Source organism: Paractinoplanes lichenicola, from assembly GCF_016785085.1.
GTDB classification, from domain to species: Bacteria; Actinomycetota; Actinomycetes; order Mycobacteriales; family Micromonosporaceae; genus Actinoplanes; species Actinoplanes lichenicola.
The window spans coordinates 242921-258430 of sequence record NZ_JAENHO010000010.1; the positions used below are offsets into that span (position 1 = coordinate 242921).

At 71.4% G+C, this 15510-nt stretch carries 14 protein-coding genes; 10 read left to right on the forward strand and 4 right to left on the reverse strand.

The annotated features are described in order from the left end of the window. The first annotated feature begins 29 nt into the window (after positions 1-29). The gene (locus tag JKJ07_RS32900; protein ID WP_236030282.1) at positions 30-281 is read left to right on the forward strand and encodes a hypothetical protein; all 252 of its coding nucleotides are present in this window, start codon (positions 30-32) and stop codon (positions 279-281) included. A 458-nt stretch (positions 282-739) separates the two neighbouring features. On the opposite strand, the gene JKJ07_RS32910 is transcribed toward JKJ07_RS32900, so the two are convergent. Further along, a complete protein-coding gene (locus tag JKJ07_RS32910; protein WP_307834523.1) occupies positions 740-1513 on the reverse strand; it encodes a CDP-alcohol phosphatidyltransferase family protein in 774 nt (257 codons plus the stop codon). A gap of 103 nt (positions 1514-1616) precedes the next feature. On the opposite strand from JKJ07_RS32910, the gene JKJ07_RS32915 reads away from it, so the two are divergent. From JKJ07_RS32915 to JKJ07_RS32935, 5 genes are read left to right on the forward strand one after another with little or no spacing between them, the layout of a single operon-like run. Beyond that, positions 1617-2591 (forward strand): zinc-dependent alcohol dehydrogenase, encoded by a 975-nt coding sequence (locus JKJ07_RS32915; RefSeq protein ID WP_202995773.1) that lies wholly within the window; start codon positions 1617-1619, stop codon positions 2589-2591. Between the two features lie 3 nt (positions 2592-2594). Then, positions 2595-2993 carry a 6-pyruvoyl trahydropterin synthase family protein gene (locus JKJ07_RS32920; protein ID WP_202995774.1) on the forward strand — a complete coding sequence of 133 codons (399 nt, stop codon included), beginning with the start codon at positions 2595-2597 and terminating at the stop codon, positions 2991-2993. Beyond that, the gene (locus JKJ07_RS32925; RefSeq protein WP_202995775.1) at positions 2990-4009 is read left to right on the forward strand and encodes a glycosyltransferase family 4 protein; all 1020 of its coding nucleotides are present in this window, start codon (positions 2990-2992) and stop codon (positions 4007-4009) included. Before JKJ07_RS32920 ends, JKJ07_RS32925 begins: the two co-directional genes overlap by 4 nt. After that, positions 4006-4773, forward strand: a complete 768-nt coding sequence (locus JKJ07_RS32930) for a class I SAM-dependent methyltransferase (protein ID WP_202995776.1) — start codon at positions 4006-4008, stop codon at positions 4771-4773. Before JKJ07_RS32925 ends, JKJ07_RS32930 begins: the two co-directional genes overlap by 4 nt. A gap of 60 nt (positions 4774-4833) precedes the next feature. Then, positions 4834-5874 carry a lysylphosphatidylglycerol synthase transmembrane domain-containing protein gene (locus JKJ07_RS32935; RefSeq protein WP_307834524.1) on the forward strand — a complete coding sequence of 347 codons (1041 nt, stop codon included), beginning with the start codon at positions 4834-4836 and terminating at the stop codon, positions 5872-5874. Here the strand turns inward: JKJ07_RS32935 and JKJ07_RS32940 are convergent. After that, complete coding sequence (locus JKJ07_RS32940) at positions 5871-6575, reverse strand: RibD family protein (protein ID WP_202995777.1); 705 nt, start codon at positions 6573-6575, stop codon at positions 5871-5873. The two genes, JKJ07_RS32935 and JKJ07_RS32940, sit on opposite strands and share 4 nt — an antisense overlap. A gap of 157 nt (positions 6576-6732) precedes the next feature. On the opposite strand from JKJ07_RS32940, the gene JKJ07_RS32945 reads away from it, so the two are divergent. The 4 genes from JKJ07_RS32945 to JKJ07_RS32960 all read left to right on the forward strand — a co-directional run bounded on the left by JKJ07_RS32945 (position 6733) and on the right by JKJ07_RS32960 (position 12179). Continuing rightward, complete coding sequence (locus JKJ07_RS32945; RefSeq protein WP_184949659.1) at positions 6733-7374, forward strand: GTP cyclohydrolase II; 642 nt, start codon at positions 6733-6735, stop codon at positions 7372-7374. Between the two features lie 21 nt (positions 7375-7395). Beyond that, complete coding sequence (locus tag JKJ07_RS32950; protein WP_202995778.1) at positions 7396-9300, forward strand: SpoIIE family protein phosphatase; 1905 nt, start codon at positions 7396-7398, stop codon at positions 9298-9300. A 133-nt stretch (positions 9301-9433) separates the two neighbouring features. Continuing rightward, positions 9434-11446 (forward strand): DNA helicase RecQ, encoded by a 2013-nt coding sequence (recQ, locus tag JKJ07_RS32955; protein ID WP_202995779.1) that lies wholly within the window; start codon positions 9434-9436, stop codon positions 11444-11446. Positions 11447-11804: 358 nt separating this feature from the next. Then, the gene (locus JKJ07_RS32960) at positions 11805-12179 is read left to right on the forward strand and encodes a DUF732 domain-containing protein (protein ID WP_202995780.1); all 375 of its coding nucleotides are present in this window, start codon (positions 11805-11807) and stop codon (positions 12177-12179) included. 104 nt (positions 12180-12283) lie between these two features. Here JKJ07_RS32960 and JKJ07_RS32965 read toward each other — a convergent pair whose 3' ends face one another. Together JKJ07_RS32965 and ppdK are read right to left on the reverse strand one after the other, a co-directional pair. Next, positions 12284-12694, reverse strand: coding sequence for a VOC family protein (locus JKJ07_RS32965; RefSeq protein ID WP_202995781.1), 411 nt, complete (start codon positions 12692-12694; stop codon positions 12284-12286). 109 nt (positions 12695-12803) lie between these two features. Then, positions 12804-15494, reverse strand: coding sequence for a pyruvate, phosphate dikinase (gene ppdK, locus JKJ07_RS32970; protein ID WP_202995782.1), 2691 nt, complete (start codon positions 15492-15494; stop codon positions 12804-12806). Positions 15495-15510 lie beyond the last annotated feature (16 nt).

A 15510-nucleotide genomic window follows, 5' to 3' on the forward strand; every position in this document is an offset into this window, starting at 1 on the left:
GTGCTCACGTGCGCCTCTTACATATCCCCGTGACCGCTGCTGTCACTCTGAGTATTGCCGGCTTTTCTTACTCTCAGTTCGACGCGCGGGAGCTCGAGCGGAAGGCGCAGGTCGTCGCCGACAAGGCCACGTGCCGAGCGGTGAACTCCGCGATCGTCGCCTACGTGGGCATCAACGGCAACGACCCCAAGGCGATCACCGACCTGAACGGCTACCTCGACGGCGACATCTCGTCCTACCGCGTCGTGCGGGGCCGAGCGGCTGGCCCCGGCTGCGCCTGAGACGCATTCACCGCGCTCAACCCGATGATCCTGATCGGCATCCTGGCCGGAACGTTCCACTCGTCCCTTGACACGGCGTTCGCGCAGAACGTCGGCCTGGTGCAGATGGCCCGGGTCAAAGCCGCTACGTGGTGACGGCGGGGCATCATCCTGGTGCTGGTGGGCCTGATTCCCAAGGTGGGCGAGGTGATCGCCGCCATCTCCTGGGCCCGGTCATCGGCGGCGCGGCCCTGGTCATGTTCGCCACCGTCACCGCCGTGGGCATCCGTAGCCTGCGCCGGGTCACCTTCGACGGCAACCGCATCCGCTGAGCCTGTCGACGGTGAACCCGCCGCCGGCGAGGCCGCGACCCCGGGCCGGGACCGCGCCCGCGGTCAGCGGCCGTCGCCAGGGAACGGAACCGAATAGGCGCGCCCGCCGCGAGGGAACCGTTCGCGGCGGGCGCAGGGGGCGACAGCTCAGTGGACCAGCGCGGGCCTGCGGTGCGGTGCCGCCCAGCGCTCCCGAGCCGCCGCACGGACCCGGGATGCCCGGTAGAGCCACAACGTGTCCCGCCCGAACGACCAGGTCAGCGAGCCCAGCGCCACTCCCAGCGCGACCATCGTCAGGAAGGTCGGCAGCAGGTCGGCTGTGACCAGGGCCAGCACGATCCCCTGGAGGGCGGCCACCACCTTGCGCGAGAACCGGGGCGGCAGCGCCGCGTTGAGCCAGGGCGCCGCGATGGCGGCCGCCACGAACACGTAGCGGAAGGCGCCGATGGCCACCCACCACCAGCCGAACCGATCGCCCGCGTAGACGCTGAGCACCAGGATCAGGAAGGCGTCGATCTCCATGTCGAAGCGTGCGCCCAGTGCCGTCGTGTTGCCGGTGCGGCGGGCGACCTGGCCGTCGACGCCGTCCAGGGCCAGGGCGACGCCGGCGATGGCGACCAGGGCCACCATGTTGACCGGCTGGACGAAGGAGGTCACCACCATCGCGGTGACGCCGCCGACCAGGATGGCGCGGGCCAGGGTCACCGCGTTGGCCGGGCCGATCTGGGCCATGCCGGCGCGGTCGAGGCCGGCGCCGAGCAGGCCGCACAGCACGAGTCCGTAGGCCGCGCCGGCGATGAGGCCGGTCGCGGTGAGGCCGAGGGTGCTGCCCAGCAGGGCCAGCAGGGCGAGCTGGGCGGCCAGTCCGACCACCGGGGCACGCGAGGATCCGGTGCCGGTGGGTGCGGTTGCTGATGTCACCGTGGCCTCCATTTGCAAGATCGGCCGCCGCGTATGGTTGCCGTCGTCAGCGCTTAACACGCGTCCGGACGGCTTTCGGTTCAGCGGGCGGAGGGAACAACCCATGACGAGTGACGCGTACGCGTTCTGGATCGCCGAGCCGGGGCGGGGCGAGATCCGCCCGGTGACCGTCGGCGCGCCGGGCGACGGCGAGGTGCTCGTCCGGACGCTGCACACGGGTGTGAGCAGGGGAACCGAGACTCTGGTGTTCGCCGGGCGGGTGCCCGAGAGCCAGTGGCCGGTGATGCGGGCCCCCTTCCAGGAGGGCGATTTCCCCGCCCCCGTCAAATACGGCTATCTCAACGTCGGCGTCGTCGAGCAAGGTCCTGCCGAGCTGCTCGGACGTACCGTCTTCACCCTCAATACCCACCAAACCCGATTTGTCGCACCTGTCACGATGGTTTCTGTCGTGCCCGAAGGTGTGCCCGCGCACAGGGCCGTTCTCGCGGGCACGGTCGAGACCGCGGTCAACGCCTTGTGGGACGCGCGTCCCCTGGTCGGCGATCGGATCGCGGTGGTCGGCGGGGGCATGGTGGGTGGGTGCGCGGCGGCGATTCTCGCGCGCTTTCCCGGCGTACGGCTTGAGCTCGTCGACGTGGACGAAAGCAAGGCGGATCTGGCCGCGCGGCTCGGCGCCGGGTTCGCCACCCCGGAGCGGGCTTCGGGCGACTGCGACCTGGTGATCCACGCCAGCGCGACCCAGGCCGGGCTGACCCGGTCGTTGGAGCTGGTGCGGGCCGAGGGCACGGTCGTCGAGCTCAGCTGGTACGGCGACCGGCAGGTCAGCGTGCCGCTGGGCGAGTTCTTCCACTCCCGGCGGCTGACCATCCGGGGCAGTCAGGTCGGCGGGATCGTGCCCGGCCGCGACCGCACGTACGCCCAGCGGCTCGCGCTGTCGCTGGAGCTGTTGAAGGACGACCGGTTCGAGGCGTTCGTCACCGGGCACTCCGATTTCGCCGAGCTGCCGGAGGTGCTGCCCCGCCTCGCGGACGGTAGCCTTCCGGCCCTCTGTCACGTGATCGACTACCCCGAGGAGTAGCCCTTGTTCAGCGTCACCGTCCGCGACCACATCATGATCGCGCACAGCTTCACCGGCGAGGTCTACGGTCCGGCGCAGAAGCTGCACGGCGCGACCTTCGTGGTCGACGCCACCTTCCGCCGGCCCGAGCTGGACGACGACAACATCGTGGTGGACATCGGCGCCGCGAGCGAGCAGCTCAAGGCGATCTGCGGCGGGCTCAGCTATCGCAACCTCGACGACGAGCCCGACTTCCTGGGCATCAACACGTCGACCGAGTTCCTGGCCAAGGTGATCGCCGACAAGCTGGCGGCCACGATCGCGGCCGGTGACCTGGGTGCGGGCGCGGCCGGGCTGACCGGGCTCACGGTGACCCTGCACGAGTCGCACATCGCCTGGGCCTCGTACGAGCGCGACCTGTGACCTTGTGGGCGGTGCTGCCGGGCGGCATCGACGACCCGGCGGCACCGAGCGGCGGCAACCGCTACGACCGTACGGTGTTGTCGCTGCTGCCCGACGTGCACGAGCTCGCGATCCCCGGCGACTGGCCCTCCCCCGGGACCGCCGCGCGCACCGCCTTGCACAAAGCGCTAGCTGACATTCCGGATATGTCCACTGTGCTGATCGACGGCCTGGTCGGCTGCGGCGTACCGGAGATTCTGGAACCGCACGCGGCCCGGCTGAGGCTGATCCTGCTCATCCACCTGCCCCTGAGCGACGAGACCGGGCTCGACCCGGCAGCCGCCGACGCTCTGCGCGCCCGGGAGAAGCAGGCGGTGCATCTGGCCACGACGGTCGTCGCCACCAGCCAGGCCGCCGCCGACCGGGTCAAGACCATGCACGACCTCGTACGGGTGGAGGTCGCCCCGCCCGGCGTCGACCCCGCGCCCCTGACCGAGCCCGAACCGAGCGGCCGCCGCCTGCTCTGCGTGGCCGCCGTGACCCCTCGCAAGGGCCAGGACCTGCTGGTCGGCGCGCTGCAGAACGATCTGGCCGGCCTCGACTGGGAGTGCCGGTTCGCCGGGGCACTGATCAAACCGGTCCCGTACGAGGATCCGCGGCTGCGCTTCGAGGGCGCGCTGCACGGCGCCGCGCTCGACGACGCGTACGGGCAAGCGGATCTTTTTGTGCTCCCCTCGCGGGCCGAGACGTACGGCATGGTCGTCACCGAGGCCCTCGCCCGCGGAATCCCGGTGCTGGCCACGGCGGTCGGCGGCGTGCCCGAGGCGCTCGGCACGGCCCCGGACGGCACCCGCCCCGGCCTGCTGATCCCGCCCGACGACCGACCCGCCCTGGCCGCCGCGCTGCGGTCGTGGCTGACCGGCGCCGCGCTGCGCGACCGCCTGCGCGCCGCCGCCCGGGCCCGCCGGGAGACCCTCCCGAGCTGGCCGGGCACCGCCTCCGCACTGTCCGCCATCTGTGAAGGAGACCCTCGATGACCGGTGAGTTCAGTGAGACCTGGCTCGGCCTGCGCGAGCCCGCCGACGCCGAGGCCCGCGCGGCCGACCTGGTCGCGCTGCTGCCCGGCGACATCCACGTGATCCGCGACCTGGGGTGCGGCACCGGCTCGATGGCCCGCTGGCTGGCCCCCCGGCTGCCCAAGCCGCAGCACTGGATCCTGACCGACCTCGATCCGAAGCTGCTGCACTACGCCACGGCCCACGTACGCGTCCCGGACGTGAGCGTCGAGGGCGCGCTGGCCGATGTGACCGCGCTCACGGTCGAGGATCTCGACGGTACCGGGCTGGTCACCTGCTCGGCGCTGCTCGACCTGCTGACCGCCGACGAGATCGACGCGCTGGTGGCGACGCTGGCGGCGGCCCGGGTGCCGGCGCTGTTCACGCTCTCGGTCGCCGGGGAGGTGCGCCTCGACCCGGCCGACCCGCTGGACGCGAGCGTCGCCGAGGCGTTCGACGAGCACCAGCGGCGGGTCACCGGGGGGCGCCGCCTGCTCGGGCCGGACGCTCCGGCGTACGCGGGGAAGGCTTTTGAACTGGCCGGCGCGACGGTGGTCACTCGCCCGAGCCCGTGGCGGCTGGGAACCGAGCTGCCGGAATTGACCGCGGAATGGCTGCGGGGCTGGGTCGGCGCGGCCCGTGAGCAGCGGAATTCGCTCGATCTGGACGGCTACCTGGCGGCACGGCTGGCGTCGTTGCCGAGCGCGTCGGTCGGACATGTCGATCTTTTGGCGACCTTCGACTGAACCCTTTGTGCCCGCCCCGGCGTACTAGGGGAAGACGGGCGAGACGAAGGGAACGGCGACGTGGGGCGTATCTGGGCTTGGGCACGGATTCTGGGCGGGGCCGGGATCCTGGTCTTCCTGCTGTGGAAGCTCGGCACCGGTGCCTTCGTCGACGGCCTGCGGGTGATCGACGGTCCGGCGCTCACGCTGGCCTTCACGATCGGGGTCACCACCACCGTGTTCAGCGCCTGGCGCTGGTGCCTGGTGGCGCGCGGTCTCGGCCTGCGGCTTTCCTTCCGTACGGCGGTGGCCGACTACTACAAGGCGCTGTTCCTCAACGCCGCGCTGCCCGGCGGGGTGCTCGGCGACGTGGACCGGGCCGTGCAGCACGGGCGCGACGAGGGTGACGTGGCCAAGAGCGTGCGGGCCGTGGTGCTCGAGCGCACGGCCGGGCAGCTCGTGCTGATCGTCGTCGGCGTGACCGTCTTGTTCACCGTCCCCTCGCCCGTTCTCGACATTCTGCGCCAGCACGGCGCTACTGCCGCGGTCGTAGCCATCGCCGCGCTTCTGGCCGTCGCGGTGATCCTGCTGGCTTTCCGGCAGCTCCGACAGGGTGGCTCGCGGGTCGCTTCCGCGGTCCGTACGGGCCTCGCCGAGATCCGCACCGGGCTGCTGGCCCGTCGCAACTGGCCGATCGTGACCCTGGCCTCGGTCGTCGTGCTCGTCGGCCACCTGGCCACCTTTGTGGTGGCGGCCCGCGCGGCCGGCTCGTCGGCGTCGCTGGCCCGGCTCGCGCCGCTGATGCTGCTGGCGCTGCTGGCGATGTCGCTGCCGCTCAACATCGGCGGCTGGGGTCCCCGCGAGGCCGTCACGGCGTGGGCGTTCGGCGCGGCCGGCCTCAGCGCCACCCAGGGCCTGACCACCGCGGTGGTCTACGGGTTGTTCGCCTTCGTCGCCGCCCTGCCCGGCGCCGTGGTCATCCTGACCCGGGCGGCCGTCAAGCTGCGCGGCGCGGCCGCGGTGCGGATCGCCGCCCCGATCTCCCCGGTTCCGTACGGTGTCGCCACCCCCGCCTCGCCCGAGATGGTGCTGGGACGCGAGCTGGCGCGAGCCGGCGCCTAGCTTTTATGGGTGCTTTCCCCAAAACGGTCGGACAGGGCATAGCGCAGCAGCACGACGTCGCCGATCTGGCGCACCTCGGCCAGCGTCGCCCGCCGCCCGGGCCCCCACGGGAAGTCGCCGTCGCTGACGAAGCGCGGCGCCCGCGAGTCGCCCACGAAGAACGGCGCGACCACGAGCTGCAGCTCGTCGGCGAGGCCCGCGGTCAGGAACTGGGTGTGCATCGTGCCGCCGCCCTCGACCATCAGCCGGCGCACGCCCCGCGCGGCCAGGTCGGCCGTCACCAGATGCAGGTCGACCGGGTCGCCGCCGTCGACGACCGTGGCCACCTCGCCCAGGCGCGCCTTGGCCGACACGCACGAACCGCTGGCGCAATAGACCAGTTTGTCCACATCGCCCACGGTGAAGAACCGCGCCGACGGGTTTATGTCACACCTGCTGGTTACGGTGACCTTCAGCGGATTGGGCGCCTCACCCCGGGCGACCCGGGCCGCACGCCGTTCGGCCGAGCGCACCAGCAGGCGCGGGTCGTCCTGCCGGATCGTCGCGGCCCCGACCAGGATCGCGTCGCACCCGGCCCGGACGGCGTCGACCCGGTCGAAGTCGGCCTCGTTGGACAGCAACAGCCGGTCACGGGTCGCGTCGTCCAAGTAACCGTCGATGGACATGCCGCAACTCAGCAACGTGTAAGGACGCTCAACCACCGATGACGCCTCCGTTAGAGCGACGATCGTCACCCAGGCCGAACAGTTGCGTCCAAGATAATCCGCGCCACGATTACAGGCACGTTCGCGGTCTGTTGCGGTGCGGTGACTCCGGCGGCGGGTATAGCGGATCAGCGGGGAACAACGAGGAGGACCGATGTTAGAAGCCACGGTGCGGCAGCAGGTGACCGTCCCGCTGCGATTCGGCGACGGCTATGCGACCACCGCGCAGGTGATGACCTTCGACGGTCTGGTCGACGGCAAGGAGCATCTGGCCCTCGGCCTGGGCGACTGGCAGCGGGCGCTGAAGAAGTCGGCCGCCGGCGGGCGGGCTCCCCTGGTCCGGCCGCACAGCGAATGCCTGACCGGCGACGTGTTCGGCAGCCAGCGCTGCGACTGCGGGCCGCAGCTGCGCGAGGCCGTCGAGCGGATCGCCGAGCAGGGCGGCTTCCTGCTCTATCTGCGGCAGGAGGGGCGCGGCATCGGCCTCTACGCCAAGCTCGACGCGTACGCGCTGCAGGATTCCGGCCTCGACACGTACGAGGCGAACGTCGCCCTGGGCCGCGGCGAGGACGAACGGGACTACTCGGCCGCCGCGCAGATGCTGCTCGCCCTCGGCGCCGACCGGATCCGGCTGCTCAGCAACAACCCCGACAAGGCGATCCAGCTGGAGAAGAGCGGCATCGACGTGACTCAGCGGGTGCCGACCGGGGTGCACATGTCCGCGGCGAACGTACGCTACCTGGCCACCAAGGCCTCGCACACGGCTCACACGATCGAGCTACCCCTTGCCGAGTGAGCCATCCGGCAGGATGAGCTGATGGCCGACGACCCCACGCTGCTGCTCACCGCGGTCGACCAGGTGCCCTTCATCCTGGCCGTCTGCGAGGGGCCCGAGCTGCGGGTGCTCGCGCTCAGCGCGGCCACCCGGGCGGTGATCCCGGGCCGCGAGTTCCTCGGGCGGCCCATCCGCGAGGTGCTCAGTGACCTGGTCGGCCAGCAGTTCGTCGACGCGTATCACGACGTCTACCGCACCGGGGAGCCGATCAACGGGCGGGAGTGGCGGGTCCACCTGACGGCGCCGGACGGTTCGGTGCACGAGATGTTCGCGAACTTCAGCATCACGCCGTGGACGGCCGGCGGGGAGCGGCGCGGCGTGATCGGCGTCGGCTTCGACGTGACCGAGATGGTGCGGCAACGTCAGGAGGCGGCCGACCGGACGGCCGAGCTGCGCGAGCGCTACGAGCAGAGCCGCACGGTGGTGACGGCCCTGCAGCGCGAGCTGCTGCCGACCGGCCTGCCCGTGCTGCCCGGGGCCCAGATCGCGGCCAGCTATCTGCTCGCCGAGGCCGACACGGCGGCCGGTGGCGACTGGTTCGACGCGGTCGCGCAGCGCGACGGCCGGGTGGCGCTGATCGTCGGCGACGTGGTCGGTCACGGCGTCCGCGCCTCCGGGGTGATGGGCCAGCTGCGCGCGGTGCTGCAGGACAGGCTCGAGGACGGCGCCGGCATCGTCGAGGCCCTGGCCGCCGCCGACCGGTTCGCGGCCCGGGTGCCGGCCGCCCACGCGACGACGGTGGCGCTGGTCGTCCTCGACCCGATCACCGGCGAGCTCGCCTACTGCACGGCCGGCCATCCCGCGCCGCTGATCGTCACCCCCACCGGCTCGACGCGCTACCTGCCCTCGACCGGCGGGGCACCCCTGGGCACAGGGGGCGATTTCCCCGTACGGGCGGACAACCTCGCCCCTGGTGAGCTGCTCCTGCTCTACAGCGACGGCGTCCTCGAACGCCCCGGGCGCGACCACGCCACCAGCTCGGCCGAGCTCGCCCACGTCGCCGCCGACAGCGCCGCCGGCCGGGCCCTGCACGACCCGATGGCCACCCCCGCCGAGCGCGTCTGCACCCAGAGCGTCGAACTGCTGGTGCGCGCGACCGGCCACACCGACGACATCACCCTGCTGGCCGTCCAGCGCGTCCCGGCCGTACGGGATCTGGAGTTGACCCTGCCCGCCTCCCCCGCCGAGCTGCGCCCCACCCGGCAGGCGCTGGGCTCGTGGCTGGGCGAGATCGGCGCCACCGCCGAGGACGTCTTCGCCCTGCAACACGCGCTGGGCGAGCTGCTGGCCAACGCGGTCGAACACGCGGGCGCCACGGCCGCGTCGACGGTGACCGTTCGCGCCACGCTCACCGCGGCCGGAGTGGTGGAGGCCTCGGTGCGCGACGAGGGCAAGTGGCAGGCGCCGCAGCCCCGAGCCAACCGGGGGCGCGGCCTGGCCCTGGCCGCGCAGCTGGTGGCGGCACTGAAGGTGGACCACTCCCCGGCCGGAACGATCGCCCACCTCACCAAGCCCCTGAGCCGGCCGGCCCGGCTGCTCGACAGCCCCGCCGCGGATCCCACCCTGGTGTCCGCCTCGCCCGAGGCCGAGTTCCGCATCATCGAGCTGCCCGGCGGCGACGAGACCCGGATCCGCATCGAGGGGCCGATCGACGTCAGCACGGCCGCGCTGACCCGCCAGGAGCTGCTGCGACGCAGCCGAGGCGGGACTTTGCCGCTGACGGTGGACCTGTCGGGGGTGACCCAGCTCTCCAGCGCGGGCGTGTCGGCCCTGCATCATGTGGCCGGGCAGCACGCCACCCAGGAGGCGCCGCTGGTGCTCGATGCTGCTCCCGGATCGCCCGCTCAGCTGATTCTGGCGTTGGTCTCGCTGCTGCCGAAGCCGTGACCAGCGGGTAGGCGAGGCACCACGATCAGGTGACGACATACCAGATCCAACCGGCGCCAACCCCGTTATCCACAGCGCCGGGTTATCCACAGGGTCTTCGCGCCGTGGCGGGGATTCTCTGTACTGTCGCGGGGTGACTTCGGCAGAGCAGGTTTCCGCACACGGCTCGGCGGCCGTCGACGTCCTCAACCGGGTCTTCGGCTATCCGTCGTTCCGCGGTCAGCAGCACGAGATCATCGAGCACGTGGCCGGTGGCGGCGACGCGCTGGTGCTGATGCCGACCGGTGGCGGCAAGTCCCTGTGCTATCAGATCCCGGCCCTCGTGCGCCCCGGCACCGGTGTGGTCATCTCACCCCTGATCGCCCTCATGCAGGATCAGGTCGACGCGCTGCGCACGGTCGGGGTCAAGGCCGGCTTCCTCAACTCCGCGCAGGATTACGACGAGCGGCGCATGGTCGAGGCGGAGTTCGTCAACGGCGATCTCGACCTGCTCTACGTGGCGCCCGAGGGCCTCGGCGTGCCCGCCACCCAGCGGCTGCTCGACCGGGGCAAGATCTCGCTGTTCGCGATCGACGAGGCGCACTGTGTGTCGCAGTGGGGCCACGACTTCCGCCCCGACTATCTGGGCCTGTCGATGCTGCACGAGCGCTGGCCCGACGTGCCCCGCATCGCGCTCACCGCGACCGCCACCACGGCCACCCGCGACGAGATCGCGACCCGCCTGCAGCTGACCGACGCGCGGCACTTCACGGCCAGCTTCGACCGGCCCAACATCCAATATCGCATCGTGCCGAAGAACGAGCCGCGCAAGCAGCTGCTCGACCTGCTGCGCAGCGAGCATCCCGGCGAGTCCGGCATCGTCTACTGCCTGTCGCGCGCGTCGGTCGAGCGGACGGCCGAGTTCCTCGTGCAGAACGGGGTGGCCGCGCTGCCCTATCACGCCGGGCTCGACAATCGGGTGCGCGCGGCCAACCAGTCCCGCTTCCTCCGCGAGGACGGGCTGGTCATGGTGGCGACGATCGCCTTCGGCATGGGCATCGACAAGCCCGACGTCCGGTTCGTGGCGCACCTCGACCTGCCCAAGTCGGTCGAGGGCTACTACCAGGAGACCGGCCGCGCCGGGCGCGACGGGATGCCGTCGACGGCCTGGCTGGCGTACGGGCTGCAGGACGTCGTGCAGCAGCGCAAGATGATCGACAGCTCGGACGGGGATCTGGCCTATCGGCGCAACGCGGCCCGGCATCTCGACGCGATGCTGGCGCTGTGCGAGACGGTCACCTGCCGGCGGTCGCAGCTGCTGAACTATTTCGGGCAGGTCGCCACAGTGGACAACTGCGGCAACTGCGACACGTGCCTGGTGCCGCCGGAGTCGTGGGACGGCACGGTGGCGGCGCAGAAGATGCTGTCGACGGTGCTGCGGCTGCAGCGGGAACGCGGGCAGAAGTTCGGGGCCGGGCAGTCGATCGACATCCTGCTGGGCAAGGAGACCGAGAAGGTTCAGCGGTTCCGGCACAACGAGCTGTCGGTGTTCGGCATCGGCACCGACCTGCGCGAGACCGAATGGCGCGGGGTGGTGCGCAAGCTGCTGGCCGCCGGGCTGCTGGCCGTCGAGGGCGAATACAGCACGCTGGTGCTGACCGACGCGAGTGGCGGGGTGCTGCGCGGCGAGACCAAGGTGATGATGCGGCGGGAGGCGCCGGCCAAGGTGCGCGCCCCGAAGCAGCGCGCGACCGCGGCCCCGGCGGCCGACCTCTCCCCCGCCGACGCGTCGACCTTCGAGCGGCTGCGCGCCTGGCGGGCGTCCGTCGCCAAGGAGCAGGGCATGCCCGCCTACGTCATCTTCCACGACGCCACGCTGCGCGCGATCGCGGCGCTCAACCCGAAGTCGCTGGGCGAACTGGGCACGGTCAGCGGCGTCGGCCAGGGCAAGCTGGCCAAGTTCGGCCAGGCGGTCCTCGACACGCTGCACGACTCCGACGGCGGGTCGGCTCCCGCGCCCGCGGCGAAGACCGAGCCCCGGCCGCGGCCGGCGGTTTCGTCCCGCTTCGGCGACTCCGAACCCGACCCTGGGCCCGCCTTCACGTTCGACGAGGAGCCACCCGACTACGACTACGACAGCGAGCCCCCACCGCCGGATTACCACTGACCGAAGCCTTCGAGCCGCGCACGGTTTCCGGGAGCCCAGGCGCGATCCCAGCCACGCGCGACCTGCGCCCACGCCGGCCTGGGGTGCACCCACCGCCGCGGATCCCCGCACCCCGGCGAGTGGGGGGGTTGGCGAGCCGCGGGGGGCCAGCCGCAGGGGGCGCGAGCCGCGGGCCACGAGCCGCGGGGGTCGTGCCGTGGAACGCGAGCCGAGCCGTGGGGGTGACGGGCGATGCGGGGCGGGGCAGAGTGACCGCTTGGCCGGAAAAGTTGGCTGGGGGGTTGTTTCGGGGCTGGCGCGCGCCCCGTACCGTGCCTGCGGTACACGCTGGGAAAGATCGAATCGAGGGGGACTCATCGTGGGGGCACGTCGTGTCGTGACGGGCACCGTTCTGGTTGCTCTGGCCGGGCTGGGGATGCTTTCGGCCTGCTCGGGGTCGGACGATGAGCCGAAGAAGGCGGCCGTCGAGGAGACCGCGGGGAGCTTGCCGAAGGGTGACGAGGCGACCTACCTCAAGGCGCTCCGCGCGCTCGACGCCGGGCTGGTGGCGGACGAGCAGACCGCGATCGACAACGGTTACAACCTGTGCACTGACGCGAAGAACGGCATGACGACCGGCGAGCAGGTCAGCGACGCGATCAGCATGTTCCAGACCGACGTCACCAAGGGTCAGCGGATTCTCGCCATCGCCATGACCAACCTGTGCAAGCCGCCGGCCTCGGCCGGCAGCTGACGTGCGGCGGGCCGGGCGTGGCCGGAAACAACGGGCCAGGCTTGGCCGGCAGCTGACGTGCGGCGGGCCGGGCGTCACGACGAGGACGCCCGGCCCGGCCGGCGCTACTGCGCGACGACCACGTCGATCATCCACGGCGTGCCGAACTTGTCGACCAGCTGGCCGTAGAGGTCGCCCCACATCTGCTTCTCGAACGGCAGTTGCACGGTGCCGCCGTCGGCCAGTTTCTCCCAGACCTCCTCGAGCCCCTCGCCGGGGTCGCCGCTGAGGCTGACCGTGATCGTGTTGCCGGGCTTGTAGTCCATGCCGGGCGCCGTGTCGGACGCCATCAGCAGGTAGCCCTTCTCGCTGGTCAGCATCGCGTGCATGACCTTGTCGGCGATCGCCGGGTCGGGCGCGCCGAACTCGCCGAACGTGTTGATTTTGAGGTCGCCGCCGAGCACCGAGTGGTAGAACTCCATGGCCTCGCGGGCGTTGCCGTTGAATGTCAGATACGGGTTGAGCTGAGACGCCATCACAGACTCCGTCGGCCGGGCAGTAGAAGCACCTTCAAGCTAGACCCCGCCACCGACAAAAAGGCGCCGTCCGGGTGACCAGCACCCGGACGGCGACAGCAGAAAACGGTCAGCGGTGGTCGGATCCGGCCGATTCGACGGCGGCCCGGCCGGCCTCGAGCCGCGCGATCGGCACCCGGAACGGCGAGCAGGACACGTAGTCGAGCCCGACCTCGTGGAAGAAGTGCACCGACTCCGGGTCGCCGCCGTGCTCGCCGCACACGCCCAGCTTCAACCCGGGGCGCTGCGCCCGGCCCTCCTCGGCGGCGATCCGCACGAGCCGGCCCACGCCGTCGCGGTCGATCGACTCGAACGGCGAGATGCCGAAGATGCCCAGTTCGAGGTAGCGCCAGAAGAACGCGCCCTCGACGTCGTCGCGGGAGAAGCCCCACGCCATCTGGGTCAGGTCGTTGGTGCCGAACGAGAAGAACTCGGCCGCCTCGGCGATCTGGCCGGCTGTCAGGGCGGCCCGCGGCACCTCGATCATCGTGCCGATCAGCACCTCGACGCCCGAGTCGCCGACCACCTCGGCGATGATCCGCTCGGCCTCATGGCGTACGGTCTCGAGCTCCTGCACGGCCCCGACCAGCGGCACCATGATCTCGGGCCGGGGCCGGCCACCCTCGGCGGCCAGCGCCACCGCGGCCTCGGCGATGGCCCGCACCTGCATCGCGAACAGGCCGGGAATGACCAGGCCCAGCCGTACGCCGCGCAGGCCGAGCATCGGGTTCGACTCGTGCATGCGCCGCACGGCCGCCAGCATCCGCTCGTCGCGCTCGGTCTGCTCGTCCGACGAGCCCCGCTCCTTGGCCACCGCCACCTGCACCGCCAGCTCCTCCAGGGAGGGCAGGAACTCGTGCAGCGGCGGGTCGATCAGCCGGACGGTGACCGGCAGCCCGTTCATTTCGCGGAAGATCTCGAGGAAGTCGGCCCGCTGCAACGGCCGCAGGGCGGCCAGGGCGTCGTCGCGCTCGGCCTTGTTGTGCGCCAGGATCAGGCGTTCGACCAGTTCGCGGCGGTCGCCCAGGAACATGTGCTCGGTGCGGCAGAGCCCGATGCCCTGGGCCCCGAAACGGCGCGCGCGGGCGGCGTCGGGGCCGGTGTCGGCGTTGGTGCGCACCTTGAGCCGGGAGCGGTCGTCGGCGTGGGTCATGATCTGGTGGACGGCGGCGACGAGCGGGTCGTTGGCCTGGGCCGGGTCGAGGTCGCCCTCGAAGTACTGCACGACCTCGGACGGGCGGACCGGCACCTCGCCGAGGTAGACGCGGCCGGTGGTGCCGTCGATCGAGATCACGTCGCCCTCGCGCACGACCTGGCCGCCGACCGTGAACTGGTCGCGGCCGACCTCGACCTGGTCGGCGCCGCAGACGCAGGTCTTGCCCATGCCGCGGGCGACGACGGCGGCGTGCGAGGTCTTGCCGCCGCGGGCGGTCAGGATGCCCTGGGCGGCGATCATGCCGGGCAGGTCGTCCGGGTTCGTCTCCCGCCGTACGAGGATCACCTGCTCGCCCTCGGCGGCGCGGGCGACGGCGTCGGCCGACGTGAAGACAACGGAACCGAAGGCGGCGCCGGGCGACGCGCCCACGCCCTTCGTCAGCGAGACCGGGTCGGCGGAGAGGTCGAAGCGCGGGAACATCAGCTGCCCGAGCTGCGCCCCGGAGACCCGGGTGACCGCCTCGTCGAGGTCGATCATGCCCTCGTCGACCAGCTGCGCGGCGATCGTGAAGGCGGCCGCCGCGGTGCGCTTGCCGACGCGGGTCTGCAGCATCCACAGCTTGCCGCGCTCGATCGTGAATTCGATGTCGCACAGGTCGTGGTAGTGCCCCTCGAGGGTGGCCATGATCTGCAGCAGCTCGTCGTACGACTTCTTGTCGAGCTTCTCGAGGTCGGCCAGCGGGAGCGTGTTGCGGATGCCGGCCACCACGTCCTCGCCCTGCGCGTTCTGCAGGTAGTCGCCGTAGATGCCGCTCTCGCCGGTGGCCGGGTCGCGGGTGAAGGCGACGCCGGTGCCCGAGTCGGGGCCGAGGTTGCCGAAGACCATTGCGACGACGTTGACCGCGGTGCCGAGGTCGGCCGGGATGCGTTCCTGCCGGCGGTAGAGCACGGCCCGGTCGGCGTTCCACGATTGGAAGACGGCCCCGATAGCCAATTCGAGCTGGTGCCGCGGGTCCTGCGGGAAATCGTGCCCGACGTGCTTGACGAAGACCTTTTTGTACGCGGCCACGAGCTCCTTGAGATCGGCCGCGTCGAGCTGCACGTCGTCCTTGACGCCCTTGGCCACCTTCGCCTTGTGCAGCGCGTCCTCGAATTCCTCGCCCGGCACGTCACAAACTGTCTTGCCGAACATCTGGATCAGCCGGCGGTACGAATCCCAGGCGAAGCGGTCATTGTCGCCCGCCTGCCGGGAAAGGCCCGCGACGGACTCGTCGTTGAGCCCCACGTTGAGGACCGTCTCCATCATGCCGGGCATCGAGAACTTGGCGCCCGAGCGTACGGAGACCAGCAGCGGATCGGCCGGATCGCCGAGCTTGCGGCCCATCGCCGACTCGAGCGCGGCCAGATGCCGGTCGATCTCCTCGTCGAGCCCGTCGACGTGTGCGCCGTCGTGCAGGAAGCGCTGGCACGCCTCGGTCGTGATCGTGAAGCCCGCCGGGACCGGCAGGCCGAGGTTGGTCATCTCCGCGAGATTGGCGCCTTTGCCCCCGAGAAGGTCTTTGAGATCCTTGTTTCCCTCGGCGAAGTCGTAGACGAACTTTGTCATCGCCAGCCACCTCCGG